This is a genomic window from Chryseobacterium daecheongense (assembly GCA_027920525.1).
Taxonomy (GTDB): domain Bacteria; phylum Bacteroidota; class Bacteroidia; order Flavobacteriales; family Weeksellaceae; genus Chryseobacterium; species Chryseobacterium proteolyticum.
Genome location: CP115858.1, coordinates 806,134 through 832,426, shown reverse-complemented (window position 1 = coordinate 832,426; position 26,293 = coordinate 806,134). Strand labels below are relative to the sequence as shown.

General features: G+C 39.1%; 19 protein-coding genes. 1 reads left to right on the top strand and 18 read right to left on the bottom strand.

From position 1 onward, the window contains the following. Position 1: 1 nt before the first annotated feature. From PFY10_03490 to PFY10_03420, 15 genes are all read right to left on the bottom strand, one after another. On the bottom strand, positions 2-3,100 hold the full coding sequence (locus tag PFY10_03490; protein ID WBV57506.1) for a CusA/CzcA family heavy metal efflux RND transporter: 3,099 nt from the start codon (positions 3,098-3,100) through the stop codon (positions 2-4). 8 nt (positions 3,101-3,108) lie between these two features. Further along, positions 3,109-4,248 (bottom strand): efflux RND transporter periplasmic adaptor subunit, encoded by a 1,140-nt coding sequence (locus PFY10_03485; protein WBV57505.1) that lies wholly within the window; start codon positions 4,246-4,248, stop codon positions 3,109-3,111. A 64-nt stretch (positions 4,249-4,312) separates the two neighbouring features. Continuing rightward, on the bottom strand, positions 4,313-7,018 hold the full coding sequence (mgtA, locus tag PFY10_03480) for a magnesium-translocating P-type ATPase (GenBank protein WBV57504.1): 2,706 nt from the start codon (positions 7,016-7,018) through the stop codon (positions 4,313-4,315). A 110-nt stretch (positions 7,019-7,128) separates the two neighbouring features. Beyond that, on the bottom strand, positions 7,129-7,827 hold the full coding sequence (locus PFY10_03475) for an MgtC/SapB family protein (protein ID WBV57503.1): 699 nt from the start codon (positions 7,825-7,827) through the stop codon (positions 7,129-7,131). Between the two features lie 100 nt (positions 7,828-7,927). Next, complete coding sequence (locus PFY10_03470) at positions 7,928-9,295, bottom strand: HAMP domain-containing sensor histidine kinase (GenBank protein WBV57502.1); 1,368 nt, start codon at positions 9,293-9,295, stop codon at positions 7,928-7,930. After that, positions 9,295-9,975: a response regulator transcription factor gene (locus PFY10_03465; GenBank protein WBV57501.1), complete on the bottom strand. Its 681-nt coding sequence runs from the start codon at positions 9,973-9,975 to the stop codon at positions 9,295-9,297. Before PFY10_03465 ends, PFY10_03470 begins: the two co-directional genes overlap by 1 nt. A 43-nt stretch (positions 9,976-10,018) precedes the next feature. Further along, the gene (locus PFY10_03460; protein ID WBV57500.1) at positions 10,019-11,866 is read right to left on the bottom strand and encodes a chloride channel protein; all 1,848 of its coding nucleotides are present in this window, start codon (positions 11,864-11,866) and stop codon (positions 10,019-10,021) included. Positions 11,867-12,200: 334 nt separating this feature from the next. Further along, the gene (locus PFY10_03455; protein ID WBV57499.1) at positions 12,201-12,908 is read right to left on the bottom strand and encodes a DUF421 domain-containing protein; all 708 of its coding nucleotides are present in this window, start codon (positions 12,906-12,908) and stop codon (positions 12,201-12,203) included. Positions 12,909-13,066: 158 nt separating this feature from the next. After that, positions 13,067-13,882: an alpha/beta hydrolase-fold protein gene (locus PFY10_03450; protein ID WBV57498.1), complete on the bottom strand. Its 816-nt coding sequence runs from the start codon at positions 13,880-13,882 to the stop codon at positions 13,067-13,069. Positions 13,883-13,960: 78 nt separating this feature from the next. After that, positions 13,961-14,497, bottom strand: a complete 537-nt coding sequence (locus PFY10_03445) for a GNAT family protein (protein ID WBV57497.1) — start codon at positions 14,495-14,497, stop codon at positions 13,961-13,963. 247 nt (positions 14,498-14,744) lie between these two features. Next, positions 14,745-16,028 (bottom strand): adenosylmethionine--8-amino-7-oxononanoate transaminase, encoded by a 1,284-nt coding sequence (gene bioA, locus PFY10_03440; protein ID WBV57496.1) that lies wholly within the window; start codon positions 16,026-16,028, stop codon positions 14,745-14,747. Positions 16,029-16,167: 139 nt separating this feature from the next. Then, positions 16,168-17,166 carry a biotin synthase BioB gene (bioB, locus tag PFY10_03435; protein ID WBV57495.1) on the bottom strand — a complete coding sequence of 333 codons (999 nt, stop codon included), beginning with the start codon at positions 17,164-17,166 and terminating at the stop codon, positions 16,168-16,170. After that, positions 17,159-17,776: a dethiobiotin synthase gene (gene bioD, locus PFY10_03430; GenBank protein ID WBV57494.1), complete on the bottom strand. Its 618-nt coding sequence runs from the start codon at positions 17,774-17,776 to the stop codon at positions 17,159-17,161. The genes bioB and bioD overlap by 8 nt, the downstream gene beginning before the upstream one ends. Positions 17,777-17,927: 151 nt before the next feature. After that, entirely contained in the window at positions 17,928-19,085 is a 1,158-nt protein-coding gene (locus PFY10_03425) for an aminotransferase class I/II-fold pyridoxal phosphate-dependent enzyme (GenBank protein ID WBV57493.1), read from the bottom strand. Further along, entirely contained in the window at positions 19,043-19,660 is a 618-nt protein-coding gene (locus PFY10_03420) for a hypothetical protein (GenBank protein WBV57492.1), read from the bottom strand. Before PFY10_03420 ends, PFY10_03425 begins: the two co-directional genes overlap by 43 nt. Positions 19,661-19,725: 65 nt before the next feature. Between PFY10_03420 and PFY10_03415 the strand changes: the two genes are divergently transcribed. Continuing rightward, positions 19,726-21,216, top strand: a complete 1,491-nt coding sequence (locus PFY10_03415; protein WBV57491.1) for a PLP-dependent aminotransferase family protein — start codon at positions 19,726-19,728, stop codon at positions 21,214-21,216. Positions 21,217-21,259: 43 nt separating this feature from the next. Here PFY10_03415 and PFY10_03410 read toward each other — a convergent pair whose 3' ends face one another. From PFY10_03410 to PFY10_03400, 3 genes are read right to left on the bottom strand one after another with little or no spacing between them, the layout of a single operon-like run. Continuing rightward, entirely contained in the window at positions 21,260-22,468 is a 1,209-nt protein-coding gene (locus tag PFY10_03410; protein WBV57490.1) for a PepSY-associated TM helix domain-containing protein, read from the bottom strand. 2 nt (positions 22,469-22,470) lie between these two features. Next, complete coding sequence (locus tag PFY10_03405) at positions 22,471-24,915, bottom strand: TonB-dependent receptor (protein WBV57489.1); 2,445 nt, start codon at positions 24,913-24,915, stop codon at positions 22,471-22,473. Beyond that, entirely contained in the window at positions 24,902-26,290 is a 1,389-nt protein-coding gene (locus PFY10_03400; GenBank protein ID WBV57488.1) for an AMP-binding protein, read from the bottom strand. The genes PFY10_03405 and PFY10_03400 overlap by 14 nt, the downstream gene beginning before the upstream one ends. Between the last annotated feature and the right edge of the window lie 3 nt (positions 26,291-26,293).

The following is a 26,293-nucleotide window of genomic DNA, read 5'->3' as shown; positions in this document are numbered from 1 at the left end:
TTTAATCTTCTTTTGGTACATTAAAATTCTTTCCCCATTTATTTTCTATCAGATAGTAAAGTGCAGGAAGTGCAAACAGGGTAATGATGGTAGAAAACAGGAGTCCATACACAATTACAGTGGCCAGAGGTCTTTGTACATCAGAGCCAATACCTGTAGCCAATGAGGCAGGAAATAACCCCAATATAGCGACAGTAGCGGTCATCAGAACCGGACGGAAGCGATGGAAAGCTCCTTCTGTTACTGCTTTTTTCAGGTCGTACCCTTTCTTTCGCAGGTCATTGATGTGGGAGATCATGATTACCCCATTTTGTATGGCGACTCCAAATAAAGCAATAAAACCTACTGCTGATGAAATATTCAGGGTCATGCCCCGAAGATTGAGAGCAAGCATTCCTCCGAAAAGAGCCAGCGGAACTATACTGATTAAAAGCCCGGCCTGACGGAATGACTGGAAAGCTCCATACAACAAAATAAACATAATGGAAAGCGCCAGGGGAACAATAACAGAAAGCCTTCCGTAGGCACGGTTCTGGTTTTCAAACTGACCACCCCATTTGATGCTGTATTTTTCGTGATCATATTTTACATTTTTTTCGATGGCATTTTCTGCTTGTGATAAAAATGACGTTAAATCGGTACCACGAAGGTTAAGGCGTACGGTGAGATGACGCTTGTTCATTTCACGTGCGATCATACTTTCCCCTGTATTCAACTGTATATCCGCAACCTGGGATAGTGGGATTTTCGCCCCGGATTCATTGGTAAGCATCAGGCTACCTATTTTTTCCGGCGTATTTCTGCTGGTTTCGTTATACCTCGTAATAATATCGTATACTTTGATTCCCTGATATACTTTTGAAACAGCTTTTCCCCCGATTGCTACTTCTATAAGATCTGAAACATCAGATACATTGAGTCCATATTGGGCGATTTTTTCGCGATCTACCTTTATCTGTAACTGGGGCAATGGAGGCTCCTGATCTATAGCAAGGTCCACGGCTCCTTTTACCTTTTTTAAAGTAGCCATTACTTCTTCTGCTATTCGTCTTGTTTCTTTAAAATCATTTCCATATACCTTAACAACGAGTTCACTATGGGCCCCGGAAATTTTGTCCATTACGCCATCGATCATCGGTTGGGTGAAAGCAATATTGTATCCCGGCATGGTTGCGTATTCTGCTTCAAGTTCTTTGATAAGATCCGCTTTACTTCTTCCCCATTTCCATTCGCTATACGGTTTTAGTCCCACACTCACCTCAAAATGGGAAGGTGTCCAGGCGTCAGTTCCGTCGTCATTTCTTCCAGCCTGTACCATTACATACGTTACTTCTTTGTGCTTAAGAGTATGCGCCCTGAGCGTATCACTCATTTCTCTTGATTTTTCTACTGTAATGCCTGGTGGTAAAGAAACCTGAAGCCATATTGATCCTTCATCCAGCGGAGGTAAAAAGTCTTTTCCTACCAGGGCTGTTAAAACGCCTGTCGTCAGCAGGATAGCAATCAATGGAATAAATATCCGTTTAGGACGGCTCATGATCTTTTGAACTCTGTTATGATATGCCGTCCCTATTTTCTCAAGCCAGCGGTTGTGGTAAATCTTCCGTGGTTTCCGGTAGATGACAAAAGCCAGTCCCGGAATGAGGAATAATGCAACAGCAAGGGCACCCAGCAATGCGTAACCTACTGTAAATGCCATTGGCGTAAATAATTTCTTTTCTACTCTTTCAAAAGCAAACAATGGCAAATAAGCGGTGATGATAATGATGGTGGCAAAGAATATGGGTTTGGCTACTTCTTTTACTTTTTGAGTAATGGTTTTTTCTTCCAGTTCCTCTTCAGGATGATCTTCCCGTTTCTTTAAAATCGTTTCAAGCATTACAATAGCCCCATCTACAATAATCCCGAAATCGATAGCCCCAAGGGATAAAAGGTTAGCCGGAATATTAGTGAAATGCATTAATATAAATGCAATAAGCAAAGACAGGGGGATGGTAATGGCCACAAGCAGGGCGCCGCGCCAGCTTCCAAGGAATACAATCAATACGATGATAACCAAGGTCATTCCTTCAAGTAAAGTTTTAGATACGGTATGTAATGTATTATCAACAAGGTTGGTTCTGTCTAATACAACATGGATCTGAACACCTTTTGGAAGGATGTTTTTATTAAGATCATCAACAGCATCATTTACTCCTTTTAATACGACAGATGGATTTTCTCCTTTGAGCAACAGAACAATACCTTCTATGTTGTCCGAGTAATTAACACCCCGCTGATCTGAGTAGCCTAGCGCTCCTTTACGTTCAAGGTTCCCATATTTTATTTTGCCAATGTCATTCATGTATATGGGAGAGCCATTAACTGATTTTACGACAACCCTACCCATGTCTTCGAGAGATTTAACCAGGCCGATTCCACGGATAACGTAAGACTGGTCTCCCCTGTTCATAACACTTCCACCTGAGTTGGCATTGTTGGCCTCAAGCTTTTCTGCCACCTCTTTAAGGCTAATATTGTATTGTTCCAGCTTTACCGGATCCAGTTCTACCTGAAACTGGGTGGTAATCCCACCAAAATTGGTAACGTCTGCCACTCCAGAAACCTGTTTTATTTTCGGGATGATTACAAAATTCTGAAGATCAGTAAGCTCACGTAGATCATGGGTTTTACTCTCAATGATATAGCGGTAAATCTCTCCTGTTGGAGAGGTGAGCGGATCCAGCCCAGGAGTTACTCCATACGGAAGTTCGAGATCCCCCAGCCTTTCTTTAATTCTGGTCCTTGCCCAGTAATCATCGACCCCGTCATTGAAAACGATGGTTACCATGGATAATCCGAAGGTACTTTTGCTTCGCATGACATGCATTCCTGGGAGTCCATTTATTGCCTGTTCAATAGGTATGGTAATTTGCTGTTCAATTTCCTCGGCAGCTAAACCGGGTACCTGAGTAACAACCTGGGAAGTAACATCTCCGATATCGGGATAAGCTTCTATAGAAAGTTGTTTCCATGAATAATATCCGAAAAGAGCAAGCAGTGCAAACAATGCCAGTATCAGCCATCGTTTAGCAATGATATTGTTTAATATGTTTTTCATTGGGTTCCTTATTTAGCATCCAGAAGATAGAAAGCTCCTTCACTGATGATCGTTTCGCCAGGTTTCAGCCCGTTGAGGACCTGTATTTTATCATTTTCCGTAATTCCTGTTTCTACATACCTTTTTACATATTGGTTACGAGAGGTCTGTACCAGCACATAATTTTTATCATTGAACTGAAGGACAGCCTTAGCAGGAACAAAAATTTTTTTCTCCGCGGTGTTAATGAACTTTACATTCACAAACATCCCGGGTTTTAAAAGCCGGTCATCATTTTCACACTCCACCAGGACTTCCACACTTCGGGTTTCCTCATTGACAATTTCATTGATATGATAAATTTTTCCCATAATTTTTTTATCCGGTAATGCGCTGATATTGACTTCCACCGAGGTTAAATTTTGCAGAAAACGAATGTCCTTTTCTTTTACCTGTCCTGCTATCCATACTTTGGAAAGCTCTGCAATTACGGCAATAGGCGGAGCGTCTTCTTTCAGGTATTGTCCCATAACAATATTATTCGTTACCACTTCTCCTTGTATTGGAGATACAACGACAAGAGGAGTATTCGGAGACATATTTTTACCATTTTTAAAAATCTGCAAAGCTCCCGATGCGTTGTCGAGTGCTGTTTTCTTAATCTGGAATTCTGTGGCAGCTTCTTCCGTTTCACGCCGGATACCCACGCCGTGGTGTAATAAATCCTGTTGACGCTTAAGGTTCAGTTCGGCCTGACGGTATTCCTGCTGGGCGTCACGGTATTCTTTTTGTGCAGCGAGATAGTCTCTGGAACTTATTGAAAATAAAGGCGATCCGGAATTTACCTTCTGCCCTAGTTTAACGTATGATTTCAATATCCTTCCGGCAAATGGTGAGGCAACTTCTGCATAGGTATTGGGAATCGCTTTAACCGTTCCTACGGTAAGTAAATTGGGATTGTATTCTTCTTCCTGTACTTTATGCAAAACTAGTTTGGAAAGTATCGGAGTATTTTTCTGCAAAATGATCGTATCTCCTTTTGTGATATACGGTGCTGTGTTTTCAGACTGTTCTTTCTTATTATTACAGGAATAAAGAAAGATTGATGCAGTTGTCAGCCATATCATTGCGGACATATTGCTTTTCAATCGTGCTGATTTAATAGTCATTACGTTTATAGTTTTAATTGTTTTGAAATTGGATCGATAAATACTTGAAAAGGAATTCTTTTTCTTACAACCAGGTATTGAATTTTCTGATAAACCAGTTTTTCACCCATTGAGTGAGCACGCAATAACAAGTGAGTATACCTAACAGCCATGGGAAATAGCTTAATGGTAAAGGCTGCATCTTTAAAGCTGCTGCAAATGGTGAGAAAGGTATAGCAATCCCTATAATCATGATTAAAGTTGTTAAGGCAACTACCGGAGCGGTGGCCCAGCTTTGTATGAAAGGAATTTTCCTTGTACGGATCATATGAATGATAAGGGTCTGCGAAAGTAAACCTTCAATGAACCATCCGCTTTGAAACAGGGTCTGATGTTCTGGTGTATTGGCTTTGAACACAAAATACATCACGGCAAATGTGGCGAAATCGAAAATAGAGCTTATAGGTCCTATAAAGAACATAAATTTAGCCACTCCGCCTGCATCCCATTTTTTTGGTGTTTCAAGGAATTCTTCATCCATTCTGTCCCAGGGAATAGAAATCTGGGAGATATCGTACAATAAATTCTGGATCAGCAAATGAACAGGCAGCATAGGAAGAAAAGGCAGAAATGCACTGGCTCCCAGCATACTGAACATATTCCCAAAATTACTGCTCGCAGTCATTTTAATATATTTGATAATATTCCCAAAGGTTCTTCGCCCGTAGATCACCCCTTTTCTGAGAACCATAAGGTCTTTTTCAAGAAGGATAATATCTGCGCTTTCTTTTGCCACATCCACTGCCGTATCTACACTGATCCCTACATCCGACTCTTTAAGGGCCGCTGCATCATTAATTCCATCTCCCATAAAGCCCACCGTATGTCCCTGATCGCGTAAAATTCTTACAACTCTTACTTTTTGTAAAGGATTTAGTTTGGCAAATACAGAAACAGAATCCATTCGTTCTGCCAGAACTTCGTCTGATATTTCATCCAGATCCCTTCCGTTGATAATATGGTGAACAGGAATTCCTACATCTTTGCAAATTTTCCGGGTTACAATTTCATTATCACCGGTAAGTACTTTTACCCCAACACCCAATTTATGTAAGGCTTCTATCGCCGGCTGAGCTGATGGCTTGGCAGGATCAAGAAAACCGATGAATCCGGTAAGGGTAAGGTCTTTTTCACTTTCCAATGTATAAGTAAGCGGATGAGAGGCATCAAATTCCCTGATGGCAACAAGGATCACCCGGAGTCCTTTCTCATTCATTTTTTTTGAAGTTTTCAGCACGATCTTACGCATGGCGTCGTCCATGGGAACGGCTTTGTCATTTTCAATATGAATATTCCTGTTATCTCCCGGATCGAAAGTTTTACTGCATAGTTCCAGCATTTCTTCTACGGCTCCTTTGCAGATAAGGAGATGGTTTCCGTTGTGCATTTTAAGGATAACAGACATTCTGCGACGCTGAAAATCAAATGGTATTTCATCTACCTTCAGGTATTGTTCTTCCACTTTTAAATAATCGTGAAGCTCAACATGCTCAAGAACAGCTTTGTCTAAAAGATTCTTTAGTCCTGTCTGATGATAGCTGTTCAGATATGCCCATTTCAATACTTCGTCATCCTCTATTCCATGGACATTAAGGTGTTTTTCAAGGACAATTTTATCCAAAGTAAGAGTTCCGGTTTTATCTGTACACAGGATATCCATAGCACCGATATTCTGGATGGAATTCAGGCGCTTTACAATCACTTTACGTTTGCTCATGTTTACGGCTCCTTTCGCCAGGTTAGCTGTAACGATCATCGGAAGCATTTCCGGAGTTAATCCTACGGCAACGGCAATAGCAAACAACAGGGCTTCCAGCCAGTTTCCCTTTATAAGTCCGTTTACCAAAAAAATCACGGGAACCATAACCAGCATAAAACGGATCAATAGAAAGCTGACTTTATTGATTCCTTTATCAAAACTGGTTTCAGGACGTTCTCCAGTGATGGATTTACTGATGCTACCAAAATAGGTGTAGCCTCCGGTCACCACAATAACTGCCGTCGCTGAGCCGCTTACCACATTAGTTCCCATAAAGCACAGGTTATTAAGTTCTATGACCTGTTTAGTTTCTGCATCGCGGATCGGAAGATGGTTCTTTTCCACAGGTAATGCTTCGCCTGTAAGCATACTTTCGCTGACGAACAAATCTTTACTCTGTACAATCCTGCAATCCGCAGGAATCATATCTCCGGCAGACAGATAAATAATATCGCCCGGAACAAGCTCGCTGATGGGTATTTCTTGTTTAGATTGAAATTTCCTGAGTACAGTAGCCGTTGTTTTTACCATGCTTTTCAACTTTTCAGCAGCAGCATTGCTCCTGTATTCCTGTACGAAACGCAATAGCGTACTGACCAGGATCATAACCGAAACCACGATTACCGTCTTAAAGTCACGTTCTTCTGCGGGGGGGAGCCATACATCAATGATAAAGGATACTGCAGCAATAGCCAGCAGAATATAGATAAAAGGGTTGGCAAAAGCTTTTAACAGCTGGATGTACCATTTGGGAGCTTTCTGATGTTGAATTTCATTGTGTCCGAACCTGGCTTTACGTTCATCAGCCGTTATCTTTGTTATACCTTCTTCACTGGTTTCCAGCATAACATATACAAATTTATCATCCTGGCTGGATGCATTTTGCAGCTTGGTAATGGTTCCGATATTCATTCCGTCTGAATTGATTACAGAATGAAATGGGTTTTTAATTTTTTCTTTTAGTTTTATCATGACTCATGGTATTAATGAGTTAAAAAGGAACAGAATATCCTGCATCACAGGATGGATGCATGTTTAGTAGATCATTACCCGAAAAGGTAATTTTGGGTTAAAGAGAGAGATTATAATTCCGACTGGGTACCTATAATCTCCCAACTGACCTTATGTACTTTTTCCTCTATGGTAAGACGGCTTGCCGTACGTTCTATAAGGCTGTCCTGAGGCGTTGCGGTAACGATTACAGCGGTGATGATAACATTATCATCTACATCATCGCTTGACAGGGATTTCAGTAACAATTTTTCATCATTTCCCAGCATCTGCATGAGCAGTACACGGATATGGTTTTCCACTTCGGCCGTACATTTTATTGTAAAGAGATAGTCTGTCTGTACATTTCCGGATTTTACGAAAGTGAATCTGTTTAGGTGAATACCTATAGGACGAAGGATAATGTGGGTGAACATAACGGTAACAGTAACTACCGCGGCTTCCATCTGAAGACCCATTCCGCTAAGAGCACCTACAGCGGCAGAACACCATATGGTTGCAGCGGTATTCAATCCCTGTACATTGAGTCCGTCTTTCATGATTACTCCGGCACCGAGAAAGCCTATACCGCTTACAATATATGAAGCAATCCTTCCGGTAGCATCGCCACCGATTTTAATGGAAAGAAGAATGAAGGCCGTAGCACCCAGGGAAACCAGAGCATTGGTACGTAAACCCGCACTTTTCTGACGCCAATGTCTTTCGATACCGATGGCGGAACCTAATAACATTCCGCTTAAAAGTCTGATTGTAAATTCCAATAATCCCATGATTCCTCTTCTTTTATTTTGCTGGCACAAAGGTCTTTACAATCTGCCACAAACACGGTTAGAGAACCACTAGAAAAAAATTAGAATTTTATTAGAAATTTTATAAATGCGGGAGCTCTACCGTGAAGGTTGTCCCTTTGTTTTTTTGCGAAGATACGGTGATGCTGCCTTTATGCAGATCAACTATTTTTTTGGTAAGAGGAAGCCCTATTCCGTTTCCATCCGCAAATTCTTTATTTTCACCTCGATGGAAAGGAGCAAAAATAAAGTTCATATCTGTTTCTGAAATACCAATTCCAAGGTCTGAAAATGTAAGGATAATTTTTTCATTACTGAATATAATGGAGACTGTGCTTTTATGGTCATCGGAGAATTTACATCCGTTTTCAAGAAGGTTTACAAATGCCACTTTTAAAAGATACTCATTTCCATTTACCGTAATCTGGTTTTCATCATCAATATCAGCTTTGAAATTGAGGTCAATCTTATAATCATAGTTATAATTCTGAACCTGCTGTCGGGCATCCAGCAATATCTCATCGATCCTTACAGGTTTAAAGGAAATTTCCGTAGGATCATAACTTGCTTTGGCAAAATCCAGAAGGCTGTTTGATAAACGGACCAGCTTTTTGGAGTCGTCTAATACATTGCTGATCACAGTTTTATATTCGTCATTGGTCCTCTCCTTATTAATGGAAAGTTCCAGTTCGGTAATGATTGCGGCCAGAGGGGTTCTCAGTTCATGGGAAATATTGGAAACAAAATTTTTCTGGGCATCAAAAGAGCTTTCCAGACGATTGAGCATGTCATTAAAGGTATTGGCCAGTTCCGATAACTCATCCTTATTTCCTGTAGTTTCCAGTCTAAGATCGAGATTTGTTGCTGAAATATTCCGAGCTTTTTCCGTCATTTCATTTACGGGCTGAAACGCTTTTCTTGAGAAGATTCTTCCTGCCAGAAAAATGATGATGATTGAAAATATAAAAACAATGACAATCGTTTTCAATAAATTACTGACTTTGCTGTATCCATATTGGTCATACGCTGCCGCCGTAACCAGATATTTTTGTCCCTGGTACGTATAAGTAACCCCAATCACCTGCCAGTTATCCTGATAAAACTGAATGTTTCCTTTGGAATTGATATCATCAAGCATTTTTGAGGTTTCCTTTACGAAATCAATATCCACTGCATCATGATATAAAAGCTGATGATCTGTATTATAAATAGCTACTTCAACCTCATTCAGGGTTTTACGGTTATTGTGATAGATTTCCTGGAGGGTATGTTTGTCTACTTTAGCATTCAGGAACAGATTGGCTTTGGTGTAGGCTTCTTTTTTTAAAAGCGCATAAAATTCGGTTTCCCTGCTTTGGCTTGCGGAAAAATAGATTACAAAAGCAAATACCAGCAAAATAGTTGCTGTAATAATGGTGAATAATATGGTAAGCCTGGTTTTGATTTGCATCACTCCAATTTAAGAATAAATCCCATACCGGATTTGGTATGGATGAGTTTCTGATCAAAATCTTTATCTATTTTCTTACGAAGGTAATTGATATATACATCGATAAAATTAGTTCCCGTATCAAAATGGGTATCCCATACTTTTTCGGCAATTTCTACTCTTGACAGCACTCTTTCCGGGTTGTGCATCATGTATTCGAGCAGTTTGAATTCTTTCGGAGTGAGGTTGATATCTTTTGTATTCCTTTTAACTATCTTGGTATGAAGGTTCATTTCCAGGTCAGCGTAACGCAGGATAAATCCCGAATTCTGAGCAGCTTTGTTGTTGCGTTTCAGTAAAGCTCTTATTCTTACCAGTAATTCCCTCATTTCAAACGGTTTTACAAGATAGTCGTCTGCACCGGCATCAAAACCCTCTACCTTATCGTCCGTTGTTCCCAATGCGGTAAGCATAATGATCGCAAGGTCAGGCTTGATCAGGCGTACTTCCCGGCAAAGGTCGATTCCATCCATTTTAGGAAGAACGATATCCGTTATCACAAGATCGTAATCATTCTGTAAGGCCAATTTCTTTCCGGACAACCCGTCATAAGCCAGAGTTACCGTAAATCCCTGTTCTTCCAGACCTCTTTGGGTAAGCTGGGCAACTCTCTGATCGTCTTCTATGATTAGGATATTCATGGATACAAAGATATCAAATATTGTTTCTTAAAATAAAAGGATTCTAATCGGAATATTCCTTCAGCAATTCTCTGTAGCTCATTAAAACGGTAGATTTTGAAATGAAGCCGATAAAACGGTTTTGAGCATCCACAACAGGTAAATTCCAAACCCCTGTTTCATCGAAAACCTGAATGATCTTCAAAGGCTCATCTTCGGGGTGAATAACTGCCGGCGGAGCTTTCATAAGCTGCTGGATGGTGAATGACGCATCTTTATCCCTGTTAAAAAGCAAAGGCCGGATATCGTCCAATGTTAGAATTCCTTTCAGCATTTTTTCATCATCCGTTATTGCAAATATGTTCTTTTTTCCATTTTTGATCAGTTCATACAAATCATTAATGGGAGCATCCTGGCTAATAGTCTGGGAGTCCCTGTCTATCAATTCTTTTGTACGAAGTGAAGACATCAGGTTTTTATCATGCTCATGGGTAAATATTTTGCCCTCATCAGCCATGTTTTTTAGCTCCGGAGATATCGGGGAAAACCATTTTGCCATTAAATAAGACATTACAGAAACGATCATTAACGGAATGAACAGATCATATCCGAAACTGGATTCGGCAATAAGAAATATAGCCGTAAGAGGTGCATATAGTACGCCACTCATCGCGCCTGCCATTCCTACAAGAACCAGATTGGTAACAGGAACATCCTCAAACCCTATTTGCTGGCAGATCATGGCAAAAAGAAAACCGACAGTACCTCCCGCAAAAAGTGAAGGTGCAAAGTTCCCCCCGTTCCCGCCACTGAAAATGGTAATAGAAGTCGCAAAAGCTTTTAACAGGCATATCAGGACCAGAAAAATAATGACCGTCCAGTTTCCGATTTCAAAGTATCTGAAAAGACTGTTTTCAATTATAAAATGGGTATTTCCATTGGTGAAATCCTTTACTGTTTCATAACCTTCACCAAATAACGGAGGAAACAGGACGCAAAGTAAGGACAACGCAGCTCCTCCGATCATTGCCTTGCGTATGCGGGAAACTTTCAGTTCCTTAATAAAATGTTCTACTTTCTGGGAGATGATCACAAAATATCTGGCATATAAACCTGTAACAATACCTAATATCAGATAATACGGAACATTGTGGTAATTAAAAGATTCTCTGGCGTGAAACCTGAAAAGGATATCCTCCTGAAGCAATATCCTGGATAAAAGACTTCCGCAGACCGCAGCAACTACAAGCGGAATAAAATCGGAAAAGACAACTCCCGTCAACAGGATCTCAAATGCGAACATTACTCCTGCTATCGGGGCATTGAATGCGGACGCAATACCTGCTGTTGCTCCTGCAGCTAAAAGCAAAGTTCTTTCTTTATATCCTAAACGATAAGTCTGCGCATAATTTGATCCTATGGCAGCACCGGTAACGGCGATAGGGCTTTCCAGCCCTGCAGATCCTCCCAATCCTACGGTAATGGCACTCTGCACAATCTGCGAGTACATTTTTACTGAAGAAACGATACTGGAGTTTTGAGCTATCTCATAAAGAATGGCGCCGATTCCTTTCCTGTCCTGCCCTTTAAATAAAGTAAGAACAATACTGGTAGTCAGTACAATTCCTAAAAAAGGAAAAACAATATAAAAAAGGATCTGATATTCGAAATGGACTTTATTGACAATGAAATAATGGATGGTATGAACCAATGTTTTAAGGATCACACCTGCCAGTCCGGCAGTGCATCCAACCAGGATACCCGAAAGAATAAGAAACTGGCTGCGGCTGAGTCTGTTGCTTAGCCAATGAAGGACAAGTTCATAGCTGCGTACTTTCTCGAGACCATATTTCTGAAAATCTCTTTTAAACTTAAGAAAACTGAGGTATTTTCTTTTATTGTGAATCTTCACGTGTAATTATCGGGTATTTGAGTGTTTTTTACAAGTATTCTTCCATTGCTTTACACAGATATTACCATGTAAAGAGGAAATTAATGTTATAAAAAGGGTTAATGATTAATGAGACTTTTCACAGTTTTTATTTAAAACTGATACTTGGGATAACAAATATAAGGAAAAAAGAACACTTAGATTTTAGGAAACTTTAATTATCATGAGATGATCAGGATTGTTTTTTTAAGTTTGCCAGGAGTACCGCGATTTATAAAGATTGCTAAATAAAAAAAAGTTTTTACTAGAACTCAATTTTTACAGTTTAGGAATTTTTTTAAACTTCAATTGATGTTTATGTCACTCTTTTCCTATTGCTTGCCAATACCCATTCATCTTTTTTACAAACCGGACAATCTCCTGCATTTCCCTGATTTTTTATTTCCGTTTGTCCACAGAAAGTACATGAATAATATCCTTCTTCATCGATGTACTTTACGGTTTTTTTTAAAGAGTCCGGCATAATAGGAAGGCCATATTTTACCTGGGTATCTTCAAAATAAAATACGCTGATTTCTCCTGAAATTTCTTCAATAGCTGTTTCGATCTGTCCCAGCTGTGATATGCCTTTTAATCTTAACTCTGCAAAAAATTCATCGCTTCCCAGATTTTCTTTTTTGAAGTTCTCAATAGCAAACTTCCCATTTTTAATAAGGCAGATAGAAGTTCCTTCAATGATTTTTTCAACGTTTTTGTATTTTCCGATCAGATAGGTAATGATGCTGTACATAATGATGATCACTAGGAAAACAATGATGGAAGAAATAATTCCGACATCTTTATTGAACATGGGGTCTCCGGCGGCAGAACCTAAACCGATAATAACAACAAGTTCAAAAATAGAGAGTTGTTTTACACCCCTTTTGCCTAAAACACGGAGGCCAATAATGATTGTCAGAAACATAATAGCTGTACGAAGAATGATTTCAAGAATAAATGACCATTCCTCATGTCCCATCAGTAATTCTTTCCAGTTGAGTTCTAAGAGCAATATGGATATCATAGAAATTAATTTAGAATGAACATCCAAAAAATAAGCCATTTCAATAGGAAATGAAATGGCTGTAAAAGATTAGTTTGCTTTATATAAGGCTTATTCCATACTTTATAGTAAGTGCGATTTCTTAGATTTTTGAAATCACTATCTCAAATTATTTTTGATTATTTGTTATCAAAATATTTATTGAACAAAGCCAGTTGATCTGATAATGATCTGCTCCAGTATTCCGTAGTGTGGCCGCCCAGTGATTCTATGTATAGATGCTGGATTTTATTGGCTACAAGTTTTTCATGAAATTTCCTGTTCATCATGATCATTTGCTGATCTTCAGTACCACAATCGAAAATATAGGTTTGGTTGGCACCGATCATTTTCTCTATTTTACTGTCCGTAAGAAACTTTGGATCAAGCTTTTCCAAAGGGCCTAAAACCTCATTAACTTTGTATTGTTCGTAACCTTTTCCAATAGATTTTAGGTCTAAAGCTCCACATGAACTTCCCACAATCCCAAAAGTGTCCTGATAAGTTACGCCGATGTTTACCGCACCATAGCCACCCATACTCCATCCTAAGATACCACGGTACTTTTTCTCTTTTTTTACAGGATAATTCTTATCGATATAGTCTACCAGCTCTTTTCCGATAAAAGTCTGATATTGTGAGTCTTTTTTCAAAGGACTGTCTACATACCAACTGCTGTAATTGCCATCAGGTAGGATATAAATCGTGTTGTAGGTTTTGGCTTTGTCAAGCAGATTAGGCAGGTCTTCCTTTACAAGCCTGTCCGGATTCCCACTGAACCCGTGAAGAATATAAACTGTTTTATACGTTTCTTTAGGCTTAATATCGGGTGTAATGATAATGGTTTTAATATTTTTGTTCATCCGTGGGCTGAAAATTTCTTTGTGGATGAGTTTTTGTGCGGGTGTAAGCCCGAAAGTGATCAGTACCAGAAGCAGGTTTACCAAATTTTTCATGCGCTAAAGATATTTAATTAAATACGTAGTGATATTGTGAAATAGCATGGCAAAATTGTGCCAGATATATTCAAAAAGCTATTTATTAAGCCATTCTTTTTGTAATAAAGCAAAAACGAGATCATCAACCCAAACACCATTTATATATAAGCTTTCAACAAAATGAGCTTCTTTTCTGAAACCTATACGATTCATGAGATCAATTGAACTTTTGTTTGCGGGGTCAACAGAGGTTGTAATTCTATGCTTGTTAAGGTCTTTGAACATCAAATCAATGAGGCTTTTCAATGTTTCTGAAGCATACCCTTTATGGTGGTGTTTTTTGTTCAGGGTAATTCCAAATTCAACCTGCTTGTTGTCACTGTCTATAAAATGGATGCCAACATCCCCGATCACGTCATTTGTCTTCCTGTCCGTAATCAAAAGCTGATACCAGGTTTCCGGTTGATTGAATTCTTTAGGATTTCTAAGGATAAAAGCTTCCACTTCATCTATTGTTTTGGGGATCCAGCTTTGGAATTCATTGGTTTCAGCATCTGACCGGTATTCGAAAAGAGCTTCTTTATCACTTACATGGAGGTTTCTGAGGACTAATCTCTCTGTTTCAAGAATCATTGTAATAGTTATTATGAGGAGCTAATTTAAGAGTTTAAGGGGTAAGAATCAATATTCAAGGGAAAAATTGATCATTAAACTTTAAATTTAGACAGCGTGGAATTAAAGATTTACTTTTCTTCAGTATCTCCTCCAATCAGCGAAAAAAGATGCAAAAATATACTCCCGCATACCATGCTTAATGTAACAGATCATAATTTTGTGTTTTTTTAAATCTGTGTATCGTTGCCGGCAGCGAGAGTATGGGCTATTTCATTTTCAGAAATAGGTTAAGAACGTCTATGATATTTTCATAAATGAAATCAAGCTCTCCTGAGGTAATGCAATAAGGAGGAACCAGATACATCACATTTCCCAGCGGGCGCATGATAATTCCTCTGGACAGAAATTCATTGTAGATCTTTTTTCCGGTTTCATTAAAATACGAAGTTCCCTGATCCGTTTTGAGCTCCCAAGCCAGAATGGTTCCCATTTGGCGGACATTTTCCACTTTCTTATGCTGCTGAAGGATTTTTGTAAAATCAGCATGTTGTTGGGAGATTCTTTCAATGGCAAGTTGTGTATCTTGCTGTAATAAAAGCTCCATACTGGCAAGTGCCGCAGCACAGGCTAAAGGATTTGCTGTAAAGGAATGACCATGGAATAAAGTTTTATATTTATCATCGGATAAGAAAGCATTGAAAATCACTTCTGAGCAGGTTGTAATACCCATTGGCATTGTTCCGCCTGTTAATCCTTTTGAAAAACACATGATATCAGGTTGTTCGGACAGGTGATTCGATGCAAAAAGTTTTCCCGTTCTTCCGAATCCTGTAAAAACTTCATCCTGGACCAGAATGATTTCTTTTTCCCTGCAGAACTTCATAAGCTTACTAAGATCTTCAGCATGGTGTACCAGCATTCCGGCAGCTCCCTGTATCAATGGTTCGTAAATAAAACAGGCCACATCATCGGCAAAATCTTCAATCCGGATTTTTAATTCTTCCAGATTTTCAGAATTCGGAGTATCTATGAAGATCACTTCAAACAGCATTTCGCCAAAAGGCTGGGTCCAGATGCTTCTTCCGCTCACTGACATTGCACCAAAGGTATCTCCATGATAAGCATCTTTGAAAGCAAGTATCTTTGTTTTTGATTTTCCCTGATTGTAAGCATGCTGAATGCTCATTTTTAAAGCAACTTCTACCGCAGTTGATCCGTTATCTGAATAAAAAACCTTCTCCTGATTATCCGGTAATAGCTTCAGGAGGTTTTCAGAAAGCTGTATCGCCGGTTCGTGGGTAAATCCGGCAAAAATAACTTGCTCTAATGTATTCAGCTGACTGTAAACACGTTCGGCAATATGCTCATTAGCATGTCCGTGCAAAGTAACCCACCATGATGAAACAGCATCGATATATTTTTTACCTTCATTGTCGTAGAGATATACTCCTTTTCCTTTGACGATAGGAATTGCATCGTCAGCTGTTTTCATCTGAGTATACGGGTGCCAGTTCACGGCCCGGTCTCTTTTTTGTAATTCGTTCGGCATAGATTGATTTATATTGTGTGTTGTTTTAGTGTGTATGATGAAGGGGAGAAAAAGAGGAGAAAAGAGAAAAGAATAAAGAATAAAGATCTGGACTTATCTGTAATTTAGCCTCTAACCTCTAACCTCTAACCTCTAACTTCTAACTTTCACTATTCACAAAGGCTTCTTCTCTTTTTTTCATCGGTTTCAATCCGAGGGTATTGAGCATTTGCATATCTTCCGAAACTCCTGGGTTTGGCGTTACTAAAAGAGTTTCCCTTTCTCCGGTAAAAATGGAATTAGCTCCTGCCATAAAGCACCATGCCTGTTCGGTTTCGGTCATCTCGATGCGTCCCGCGCTCAAACGAACCATTGATGATGGCATTACAATTCTTGCGGTAGCGATCATTCTCACCATTTCCCAGGTATCTACTTTGGGATTGTTTTCAAGAGGGGTTCCGGCTACTCTGGCTAAGGCATTGATCGGAACGGATTCCGGGTGTTTAGGCATTGTAGCTAATGTCAGCAGCATGGAAATACGATCCCCATTGGTTTCCCCAAGACCGATAATCCCTCCGGAGCATACAGTAATTCCTGCTTTTCTAACGTTATTAATGGTATTGATCCTGTTATCGAATGTACGCGTTGAAATAATTTCTTCATAATACTGTTCAGAGGTATCCAGATTGTGGTTATAAGCATATAGCCCTGCTTCCTGTAAACGTATTGCCTGCTCTTCTGTCAGCATTCCCAATGTGCAGCAAACTTCTAATCCGAGCTCGTTTACTCCTTTCACCATATCGATTACGCGATCAAAATCCTTGTTGTTGCGTACTTCACGCCACGCAGCAGCCATACAGAACCTTGAAGATCCAGAATCTTTGGCTTTTTGAGCATGTTCAATTACTTTTTCTGTAGGAAGTAAGGCCTGTACTTTGATATTCGTATGATAGCGTGCAGCTTGTCCGCAATAGGAACAGTCTTCCACGCAACCTCCTGTTTTTATTGATAATAACGTTGAGATCTGTACTTCTTCAGGGTTATGCCATTCCCGGTGAACGGTCGCAGCTTTGTATACAAGTTCTAATAGAGGCAGGTTAAATATTTCCTCTATCTGCTCTTTCGTCCAGTCATTTCTAAGTTTTGTTGTTTTATCCATTGTATACGTGTTTTAAATTGTTTGATATTGTTTCTATGTTTTCTTTTGTAATTGAATCTATCTCAGGTATTCTGATGATATGGGTTTCTTTTTCTATATAGTTGATGATCACCCGTTCTGTATCGGTGGGAAAAGATCCGTTAAGGATCAGGTATTTTAATGAAAACCCTCTTTCTCTTAAAGCCATTATGGATAACAAAGTGTGATTGATACATCCTAAATAATTTCTGACTACCAGGGCAACAGGTAACTGCAGTTTTTCTATCAGGTCAATCATAAATTCATGATCCGAAAGTGGTACCATTAATCCTCCGGCTCCCTCTACGACCAGGGTGTTTGATGTATCCGGTAACTGAAAATCGTCAACACTGATTTGTTTTCCTTCTGCTGCTGCAGATTGATGAGGAGAAGCCGCGAGGTGTAAACGGTAGGTTTCGGGATAACAACAGACCTCATGTCCCACCCAATTATTAATTTTCATACTGTCCGTATAATGCAGATCTCCGGATTGAACGGGTTTCCAGTAATCTGCTTTAAAATGGTTGGTTAAAATTGCTGAACAAACTGTTTTTCCTATTTCGGTTCCTATTCCGGTGACAAATAATTTCATAGGTTTAATATTGTTTAAAGGCGAAATCGCTGAACAGCTTACTTGCTGAATCTTAAAATTGTGGATTTATAATGTGTTAAAAAGTAGAAGGTTTTTACCTCTTGATAATCAACTTACAAATCCTCAATTCTGTGATTTCGTTATTTTATATTCACATAATTTCTCTGATTGTTGTGGCAAGCTCAATAATATCTTCTTCGGTATTAAAATTGTGCAGACAGACCCTCAATCTTTCTGTTCCTTCTTTCACGGTTGGACTGTAGACTGCATAGGTGAGCATTCCCTTTTCCGATAATGTTTTTTGCAGCAATTGTAATTGGTGGTTATCAGGAATAACAATAGCCTGTACCGGGCTGCTTTCTGATGAAGGGCTTTGAAGTCCTTGTTTTCTAAAAAGGGTGATATTGTGCTGTAGTTCTAATGCTAATTCAGGATGGATTTTCAGGAAATCATATCCGGCTTTTACAGAGTTCCATTGGACATCCTGTGCTGATGTGGTATAAATAAAAGGAGACGCAAAATTAATGAGGTAGTCTTTGATCAGCCGACTGCTTAAAATAGCTGCTCCATGTGCTCCTAAAGCTTTACCATAGGTTATCACAGTAGCCAAAACCCTGTCCTGTAATTGATTTTCATTAACTAATCCATATCCTAAAACACCAAAACAATGAGCTTCATCCACGATGAGATGGGCATTGTATTGTTCTGCCAGCTCAACGATTTTTTGGATAGGAGCAAAATCACCTTCCATCGAATACAGGCTTTCAATGCCAATATAACAGTTTCCCTGAATTTTGCTTAATTTTTCTTCTAAGCTGATAAGGTCATTATGTTTAAACTTGATCTTTTTTGCATGGGTGATGCAGCAGGCATCGTGTACCGATCTGTGGATGTGTTCGTCTACAATAATACTATCCTGTCTTCCTGGCAGGGCTGAGAACAAAGCCAGATTGGCATTGTATCCGGAAGAAAAAAGCAATGCTGAATCGTATTGATGTTGGTGGGCAATAAATTCCTCCGTGTGAACGGCTACTGTACTATTACCACTGATTAGTCTTGATCCTGTGCTGCCTGCTAATAATGCAGGATTATTCTGAACCTGCCCGAGCAAATAATGCTGAAATGCTTTATTTTGTGCCAGACCCAGATAATCATTAGAATAAAAATCTGTTCCTTCAAGCTTAGGCCGGAGAGACCTGAAGATTCCCTGCTCTCTTCTTTTATCCAATGCCTGCTGGAAATGAGCTAATTGACCGCCTCCCATTTTTAATTCAGCTCTATTACTTCTTTTGTAATGGAACTGATCCATTGTTCATGTAACTGATGTTCAATTTTAAGAATCTCTTCTGCATGAAGCTGCCAGTCTGGTGAAAACTCATTCAGTTGATTGATCATTTCCTCTAAGTGTCCTTCTTCTTCAAGAATGATTGACTTTACCATAATTTTAGAAGATTCTTTAGTCAGGATATCCTGATATACGGGATATAGCTCATCGGCACGTACTTCAATGGCATAGGTTACAAAAAGGTAAGCCGCATATTTTAGCTCTTCTTTGGTTAAGGAAAATGCTTTTTGTAAATATTTACACGCTTTAATATCCAAAGAGTGCAGATATTGACGGGTTGCCAATGAAGCCAGAAGCTCTTCTTTTTCATAGGTTTTACAAAAGTCGGGATTAAGCTTTCCGATCTGCTTTTTCAGATAGTAGGCATGGCGGTGTTCTTCTGCTGCATGTTTTAGCTGGATCTGGCTCACCTGGGTAGGATGCTCACAGCTGGAAATTTTTCTGGCTCCTGCATTCTCCATAAAAGATAATGTATTCAGCCATTTGGCATGAACCTCATTATTTTTTACAATACGTTCTAATAGATTGTAAAATTCCATGTATTTTTATTTTGATTCAAATGTAGTATATTGCCGGATGGTTGAATGGTGCCAGTTTTAATATTATGGATAGTCCGGTTGAAATTCCTTATCAGAGTTTTGTCAAAATTAACAGAAGTTCAGACGCTTCAATATATATGCAGATTGCCAATCAGCTGATCAATGCGATTCAGCGTGGTTACCTACCTTTTGGGACCAAACTTCCGGGAACCAGGGCTTTAAGTCAAACCCTTGAAGTGCACCGTAATACGATTGTTGCCGTATATGATGAGCTGTTTGCTCAGGGCTGGGTGGACAGCATCCCGAATAAGGGGACATTTGTTATCGGGAAAAATAAGGATGAGCCTACAAAGGTTAAAAATTTTGAAACCAATGACCTTGAACATTATCCGAAAACAACAGGCTTTTCTTTTAAAACGTCCAATATCCTCGATAACCCATTTGAGCATTCTGCATGTGAATATCTGTTGAATGATGGGGTACCGGATATCAGGATAACACAGATTGACCAGCATTCCAAGATTTACAGTGCTATTCTCAAGCGTAAAGCACATCATAAAATGCTTGGCCATTATAATCATGACGGAAGTGAATTCTTTAAAAAGAACCTTTCTCATTACCTGAATCTATCAAGAGGGCTTCCTATTTCCAAAAAAAATCTGCTTATTACAAGAAGTACGGAAATGAGCATCTATATTGTCTCGGAAGTACTTTTATCAGAAGGCGACACTGTATTGGTAGGCGCACTGAGCTATTTTTCGGTTAATATGATACTGGAGAAAGCCAGGGTTCATATTGTTCCTGTTCCTATCGATGAAGAAGGAATTATGGTGGAATATGTAAGGGAGGCCTGTAAAAAGCAAAAGATACGGATGTTATATCTCACTCCTCACCACCACTATCCTACCACGGTAACGTTAAGTGCTCAAAGAAGACTAGAGCTGTTGAATCTGGCGAACGAATTTGGATTTGTGATCCTGGAGGATGATTACGATTATGACTTCCATTATGATAAGAGTCCTATCCTTCCTTTAGCAAGTGCAGATACAAACGGAATGGTTGTTTACACCGGTTCTTTCGGAAAATCACTTGCCCCGGGATTCCGGACAGGATTTATTGTGGCTCCGGAAAACCTGATGACTGAATTGCGTAAATATTTGGGAATTATAGACCGTCAGGGTGATATTCTTATGGAGCAGGTATTGGGTGAAATGATTGCTGAAGGAGAAATTCATCGTTATCTTAAGAAATCGGTCAAGATTTATCAGGAAAGAAGGGACCAGTTCGCTCTTTTACTGGAAGAATATCTTGGGGAATATATACGGTTCCAAAAACCATCAGGTGGCTTAGCGATCTGGATTGAGTGGAATGTTCCCCTGAACCTTATGCAGCTCAGCAGGAATTGCGCTCAAAATAACCTATTCATTCCTAAAACATTATTGTATCAAAACAAAAATCTTACGGCAATGAGGCTGGGATTTGGAAACTTAACTTTCGAAGAAATGGAACAAAGTATCAGAATTTTATCTGAAAATGTAAAGAGACTGATTTCATAATTTTTTAAGCCCATAAAAATGAGTACTATTTTTATTACTCTTTTTAGTGGCTATTTTGAAAAAAGGAATGTCTTCGCTTATGAATTTTTGCATGACTCCTTTTTGTTGGTTTCTTTTTTTTCCTGTTTAGATAAATCATAAATCCTGTAATGGGAAGTGATGCCGCAATTAAACCAGCAATGAGATATAAAATTCTGCCTGCCGTACCCAGAATACTTCCTGTATGCAGATCGTAATTTCTTCCTCTTAGAGCGGTTCCGTTCCCGATATTTTTGTCATTATACAATTGATGTTTTAAAGTTTCCCCGGTATATTGATCAAAATTGAATTGCTCATTCTGGTATTGTTTATCACCATATGTTATCTCTGCATAGTACGTTCCCTCTTCTTTTTTGGGAAAACTGATCAATGCGGATTTTTTACCTGCCAGACTTTTTTCCACTTTATTCCCTACGATATCCAGGATCATTTTTTGATTGGAGAACCCGGTGGCGGGTACTGTACTCTTAGCTTTTTGTTCAGTGTGGGCCTTTCCGTTTAAAGTTTTCTTTACCCATTGATCAATATTTTCAAAATTCCATATCACTGCGGAATAGCAGATCAGAAGCAGAGGGATCACAGCATAAAAACCCAGAACATTGTGACTGTCATAATTAATTCTTTTCCAGTTAGCTGATGTTTTAATAAAAAACATGCCTTTCAATGCATTTTTATTCATTTTACGGGGATACCAGATCACTAAGCCGGAAAAAAGCATGATCGCTAAAATCAGTGTGGAATATCCCGTAATGGTCTTTCCTATTTTTTCTCCAAGCAATAATCTTCTGTGGAGATCCATCACAATTTCAAAAAAGTCGGTTTTGGCGTTCTCAACTGCAAGAACTTTTCCGGTATAAGGATCTATATAAACCCTGTAATAATAAATATAAGTTCCCCAATATGTCCATGCTTCGTCATTCATTTTCAGGGAACGGAATGCATAACTGCGGTAAGGATCGGAAGATATTTCTACCCTGCTAAGTTTTAAGCTGTCAGGTAATGCCTGTTTAGCTTTCAATTTTAGTTCCGAAAATGGGAGCTTTTCATTTTTAACTGATCTGACAAAATATTTTTCAGGATAGAACGTATGTTTTAATTCTTTTTCAAATGCCAGGATGCAACCGGTAACTGCCATTATTACAACTATAAGCCCGGACATTAGTCCGAGCCATAGATGTAATTGATATGTGATTTTTCTCAATTTAGAATTCATTATTAAAACTTAAGGCTAACCTCAGCTACAAAATTACGAGGCATTTGGGCTACTACAACACCTTGCCCTGCAAAATATTGGGCATTCCCTAAATTATTCATTTTAAATCCTAGTCTGTATCTTTCTTTTTCAAGAGAGACAGAAGCATTGATCAATGTATAGGCAGGAAATATAAATTGTCCTGTAGTTGCATTATCCACTGTTATTTGTTTACCTACACGATTAAGTCCGAAACCTATACCTAATCCCTGTAGTCCGTTGATTGGGAGTATGTAACTGATCCATGAATTGAATACATTTGCAGGACCGGAAGATGAAGGACGGCGGCCTTCCACATTGGCCGCGGATCTTACAAATTTACTGTCATTGTATGAATATCCTGCCATAATATTTAAACCATGGATAGGGTTTAAAATGGTTTCAATTTCAATTCCTTTACTTCTTTGTTCTCCATCCTGAATGGTTACATTATACCCTTTTCCATCTCGAATCACAACGTCTGCCCTTAGCATATTGTCGACAAGGATATTGTAATATCCGATCGTAAAATTCACCTTGTTTCTCCACAAATTTCCTTTAATTCCAGCTTCCCATTGATTAGATCTTTGAGGTTTAAAATCTCCGCTATAATCTGGAAGCGGCTGAGAGCTCGGAGCTACATAGCTAAAACCATTCATATAGTTGGCGTATGCAGACAGGCGATCTTTAAATACCTGGTAAACAATACCCAGTTTCGGTGACCAGGCATTCTGATTGAATGCACCTGTATTCGTATTGGTATTGAGGTCAAGTTGACCTTTACTTTCATAATGATCAAAACGTAAACTAAGCAATGTAATTAAACGGTCGGTAATATAAACGGCATCAGAAATATAAGCCCCATACATATTGCTTGAAATTGTATTTCTTTCCAATGGCGATTTTCCTGTTTTAGTAATAGCATTTTGTGTGAAAATCTGTATTTTCTGAAGAGCCAGATCTTTTGATATTGCACCGTATTTACCCGTAAGATCCCTTCCGTTGATCGTATCATACTTAACGATTGGAGAATTATTATTGTTCAGTGACTGATTTAAATAATCCAATCCGATCAGGAGTTTATTTTTAATTTTCCCAATTTTAAATTGTCCGTTAAAATTCTGCTGGATACTTGTGGAAGCTCCTTCGGAATTCTGCCATTGTACGTTACGTTCCAGCATATCGTCTCTTTTAGGTGATCGGATAAATTGATACTGGTATAATCCCTCTGTTTTTCTGTAGTTTCTCGAAATCAAAGTCTGCGAACTCCAGTTGTCGGAAATTTTATAATTAACCTCAGCTTTTACATTGATAGACGGAGCTTTTAAACTCATATCATTGTTGGAATATGATCTTTTCCAGTCAAATCCGAGCTCCTGGGGAGTATGTGCTTCAAACGGGCGTGTTCTGGCAAGGAAAATAATCGGCGTATTCGTTCCTTCGTAGGTATAAATCTGCGCTCCAAGATTGAACTTTAATCTGTCATTAACCTGGTAACTCAGTGTAGGAGCCACAAACATAGACTTTCTGAACTCAGAATCTCTGAATCCGTTCTGATACTGATATGCTGCATTTAATCGGAATAAAGTTTTTCTGGAATCGGTGATCGGACCATAAACATCAGCTGTAACACGATTCAGGTTATAGCTTCCCAATAAATAGGAAACTTCTCCCCCGAAATAATCTTTTGGTTTTTTGGTTACAACATTGATCAGTCCGCCAAATGATGTTACCGCTCCACCATATAATGTTCCGGAAGGTCCTTTGATTACATCAATACGTTCAATATCTGAAGGATCAATTTCAGAGTTGGTGGTTGCCGGGACACCGTCTACCATCGAAACTCTTGTTGGAAAACCTCTTAAATTATAGTAGAAACTTCCGTCTCCTGCTCTTCCGGCGCTTCCCTGCATTTTCACAACACCAGGAACGTTTTTCAAGGCATCTGAAACATCATAAACAAGCTGTTCTTTAAGGATCTGCTGATTGATGCTGGTGTACATCTGTGGATTTTCCAGGTTTTTCAACGGCATTTTAGCAATTGAAGTACTGTCCTTATCGAGAAATTTATTTCTGCTTACAGCATATACGGTAATTCCTTCAATAACATTGTTCTCCACCGCGGTATAAATAACCGGGATTTCATAGACATCTTTCTCAATACGAATGGTTTCACGTGTGAGTTCGATATCATTTAAAACCACCTGAAGAGTATACTCCCCAGGCGGCACGTTGTCAAAATAATATTCTCCTGAATTATTGGTTTTTGCCTGATAAGGCGTATTTACTAGTCTTAAAAGCGCGTTTTTTACCGGTGCTTTATCAGACAGCATGATCTTGCCGTTGACACGTTCGCTCTGTTGTGCAGAGACAATTACGGGAAAGCTGACAAGAAGTAAAAGTAATATAAGGGTTCTAAATGTTTTCATGCTGAAGGTTTTGTAACAGGGGATAATTTATTTTGCCGTTTTGGGATAATGGAAATGTCTCTATATGTTCCGTGCGTACATATTGAGGATTGATGCGTAATTTATTCTTTATGGTTTCAGTGATAATTTGGGGATCAATTTCATTGTTGTCATATAATACAATGATCTTTTTGTCATTGGAATTAAGGCATACAAATGTGTTTCCCTCCAGTTCATTTTTAAGAATAAATTCAACCTCATCCAGGTTGAGACGAATTCCGAATAGCTTCATGATGCGTTTTATTCTTCCTGTAATATAATACAGTCCATTTTGTCCTCTCCTGGCGGTGTCTCCTGTACGAAGCACTTTGGGTTGCTCATAAGACGCAAGATCATGGAGTGTATTGGCATATCCTCCACATATACTTTCATGGAAGAAAAGAAGTTCATCTGTTTCCGGATCGATCTCAAAGCTTGCGCCGTGTACCGGGCTACCAATAGACGTTTCTTCTTCAAGAAGTCCATCGGTACTGAGGTAAGCCATTCTTCCTCCGGCTTCTGTCTGTCCATATTGGGCAAAGAATTGTTTTTCAAATTCATGACAGTAATTGAAGATCGTTTTTCGAAGTTCTCCGTTGATCACCCCTCCTGTATGGGTCATGTATCGTAGGCTTTTACTGTCTTTTCTGAAGAAGCCTATTCGGTTCAGATTTTCATAAAGGTATGGAACGCCACCCAGTGTACTGTATCCGTACTCTTCCATTTCATCCCAGAATGCCTTTTGCATAATATCTTTATCCGTGCATACTATTTTCCCTGCCCGCATACAGTTGGTAGTGAAAATCGAAAAACCATACACGAAATTAATCGGGACATTTAACGGAACTACATCCGATTCCAGGATAGGCATATATTGCAGAATACTCACCGCATTTTTATAAAGACTCTCATCCGAAAGCTTAACCAGCTTAGGAACTCCTGTTGTTCCCGAGGTGCTTAAAAGAATCTTAATATCCGGATGAATGGAAACTTCCGGTTTATAATCTTCTTTAACAAAGATTTTAATGGTTTCTGAGAATTCTCTGGATGAATATCCCTGAAGCTCTTCCCGTGACGGATCAAAGATGTATTTCGGACGGTATTCTACTTCCAGGCGTTCTTTGAAGTCCGGGTGAAGCTTTTGTCCCAGAATTGCAATGGCATGAGCCGTACCATAGAAGTTCAGTAAAACTTCAATACTGGACAGCTGATTGTCATTGTATAAAAAAATCAATCCTTTTTCTACAGGATTCAGGCCTAATGACCGGTACAATGTTCCTACCGGAACACTTTTGCCACTGGAAGCCTCTATAAAAGAGAGGCTTCTGTTGGCAATTACATTTTCTAAAATTTTCATATA

What these genes read in the sequence shown, in the direction of transcription:
- PFY10_03455 (WBV57499.1), bottom strand. Translation starts at nt 12,908, where the DNA reads ATGATATCCATATTGCTCTTAGAACTCAACTGGAAAGAATTACTGATG.
- bioA (WBV57496.1), bottom strand. Translation starts at nt 16,028, where the DNA reads ATGCCGAACGAATTACAAAAAAGAGACCGGGCCGTGAACTGGCACCCG.
- PFY10_03450 (WBV57498.1), bottom strand. Translation starts at nt 13,882, where the DNA reads ATGAAAAATTTGGTAAACCTGCTTCTGGTACTGATCACTTTCGGGCTT.
- PFY10_03470 (WBV57502.1), bottom strand. Translation starts at nt 9,295, where the DNA reads ATGCAAATCAAAACCAGGCTTACCATATTATTCACCATTATTACAGCA.
- PFY10_03490 (WBV57506.1), bottom strand. Translation starts at nt 3,100, where the DNA reads ATGAAAAACATATTAAACAATATCATTGCTAAACGATGGCTGATACTG.
- PFY10_03445 (WBV57497.1), bottom strand. Translation starts at nt 14,497, where the DNA reads ATGATTCTTGAAACAGAGAGATTAGTCCTCAGAAACCTCCATGTAAGT.
- PFY10_03420 (WBV57492.1), bottom strand. Translation starts at nt 19,660, where the DNA reads ATGGAATTTTACAATCTATTAGAACGTATTGTAAAAAATAATGAGGTT.
- PFY10_03415 (WBV57491.1), top strand. Translation starts at nt 19,726, where the DNA reads ATGGATAGTCCGGTTGAAATTCCTTATCAGAGTTTTGTCAAAATTAAC.
- PFY10_03410 (WBV57490.1), bottom strand. Translation starts at nt 22,468, where the DNA reads ATGAATTCTAAATTGAGAAAAATCACATATCAATTACATCTATGGCTC.
- mgtA (WBV57504.1), bottom strand. Translation starts at nt 7,018, where the DNA reads ATGATAAAACTAAAAGAAAAAATTAAAAACCCATTTCATTCTGTAATC.
- PFY10_03485 (WBV57505.1), bottom strand. Translation starts at nt 4,248, where the DNA reads ATGACTATTAAATCAGCACGATTGAAAAGCAATATGTCCGCAATGATA.
- bioB (WBV57495.1), bottom strand. Translation starts at nt 17,166, where the DNA reads ATGGATAAAACAACAAAACTTAGAAATGACTGGACGAAAGAGCAGATA.
- PFY10_03405 (WBV57489.1), bottom strand. Translation starts at nt 24,915, where the DNA reads ATGAAAACATTTAGAACCCTTATATTACTTTTACTTCTTGTCAGCTTT.
- PFY10_03400 (WBV57488.1), bottom strand. Translation starts at nt 26,290, where the DNA reads ATGAAAATTTTAGAAAATGTAATTGCCAACAGAAGCCTCTCTTTTATA.
- bioD (WBV57494.1), bottom strand. Translation starts at nt 17,776, where the DNA reads ATGAAATTATTTGTCACCGGAATAGGAACCGAAATAGGAAAAACAGTT.
- PFY10_03475 (WBV57503.1), bottom strand. Translation starts at nt 7,827, where the DNA reads ATGGGATTATTGGAATTTACAATCAGACTTTTAAGCGGAATGTTATTA.
- PFY10_03465 (WBV57501.1), bottom strand. Translation starts at nt 9,975, where the DNA reads ATGAATATCCTAATCATAGAAGACGATCAGAGAGTTGCCCAGCTTACC.
- PFY10_03425 (WBV57493.1), bottom strand. Translation starts at nt 19,085, where the DNA reads ATGGATCAGTTCCATTACAAAAGAAGTAATAGAGCTGAATTAAAAATG.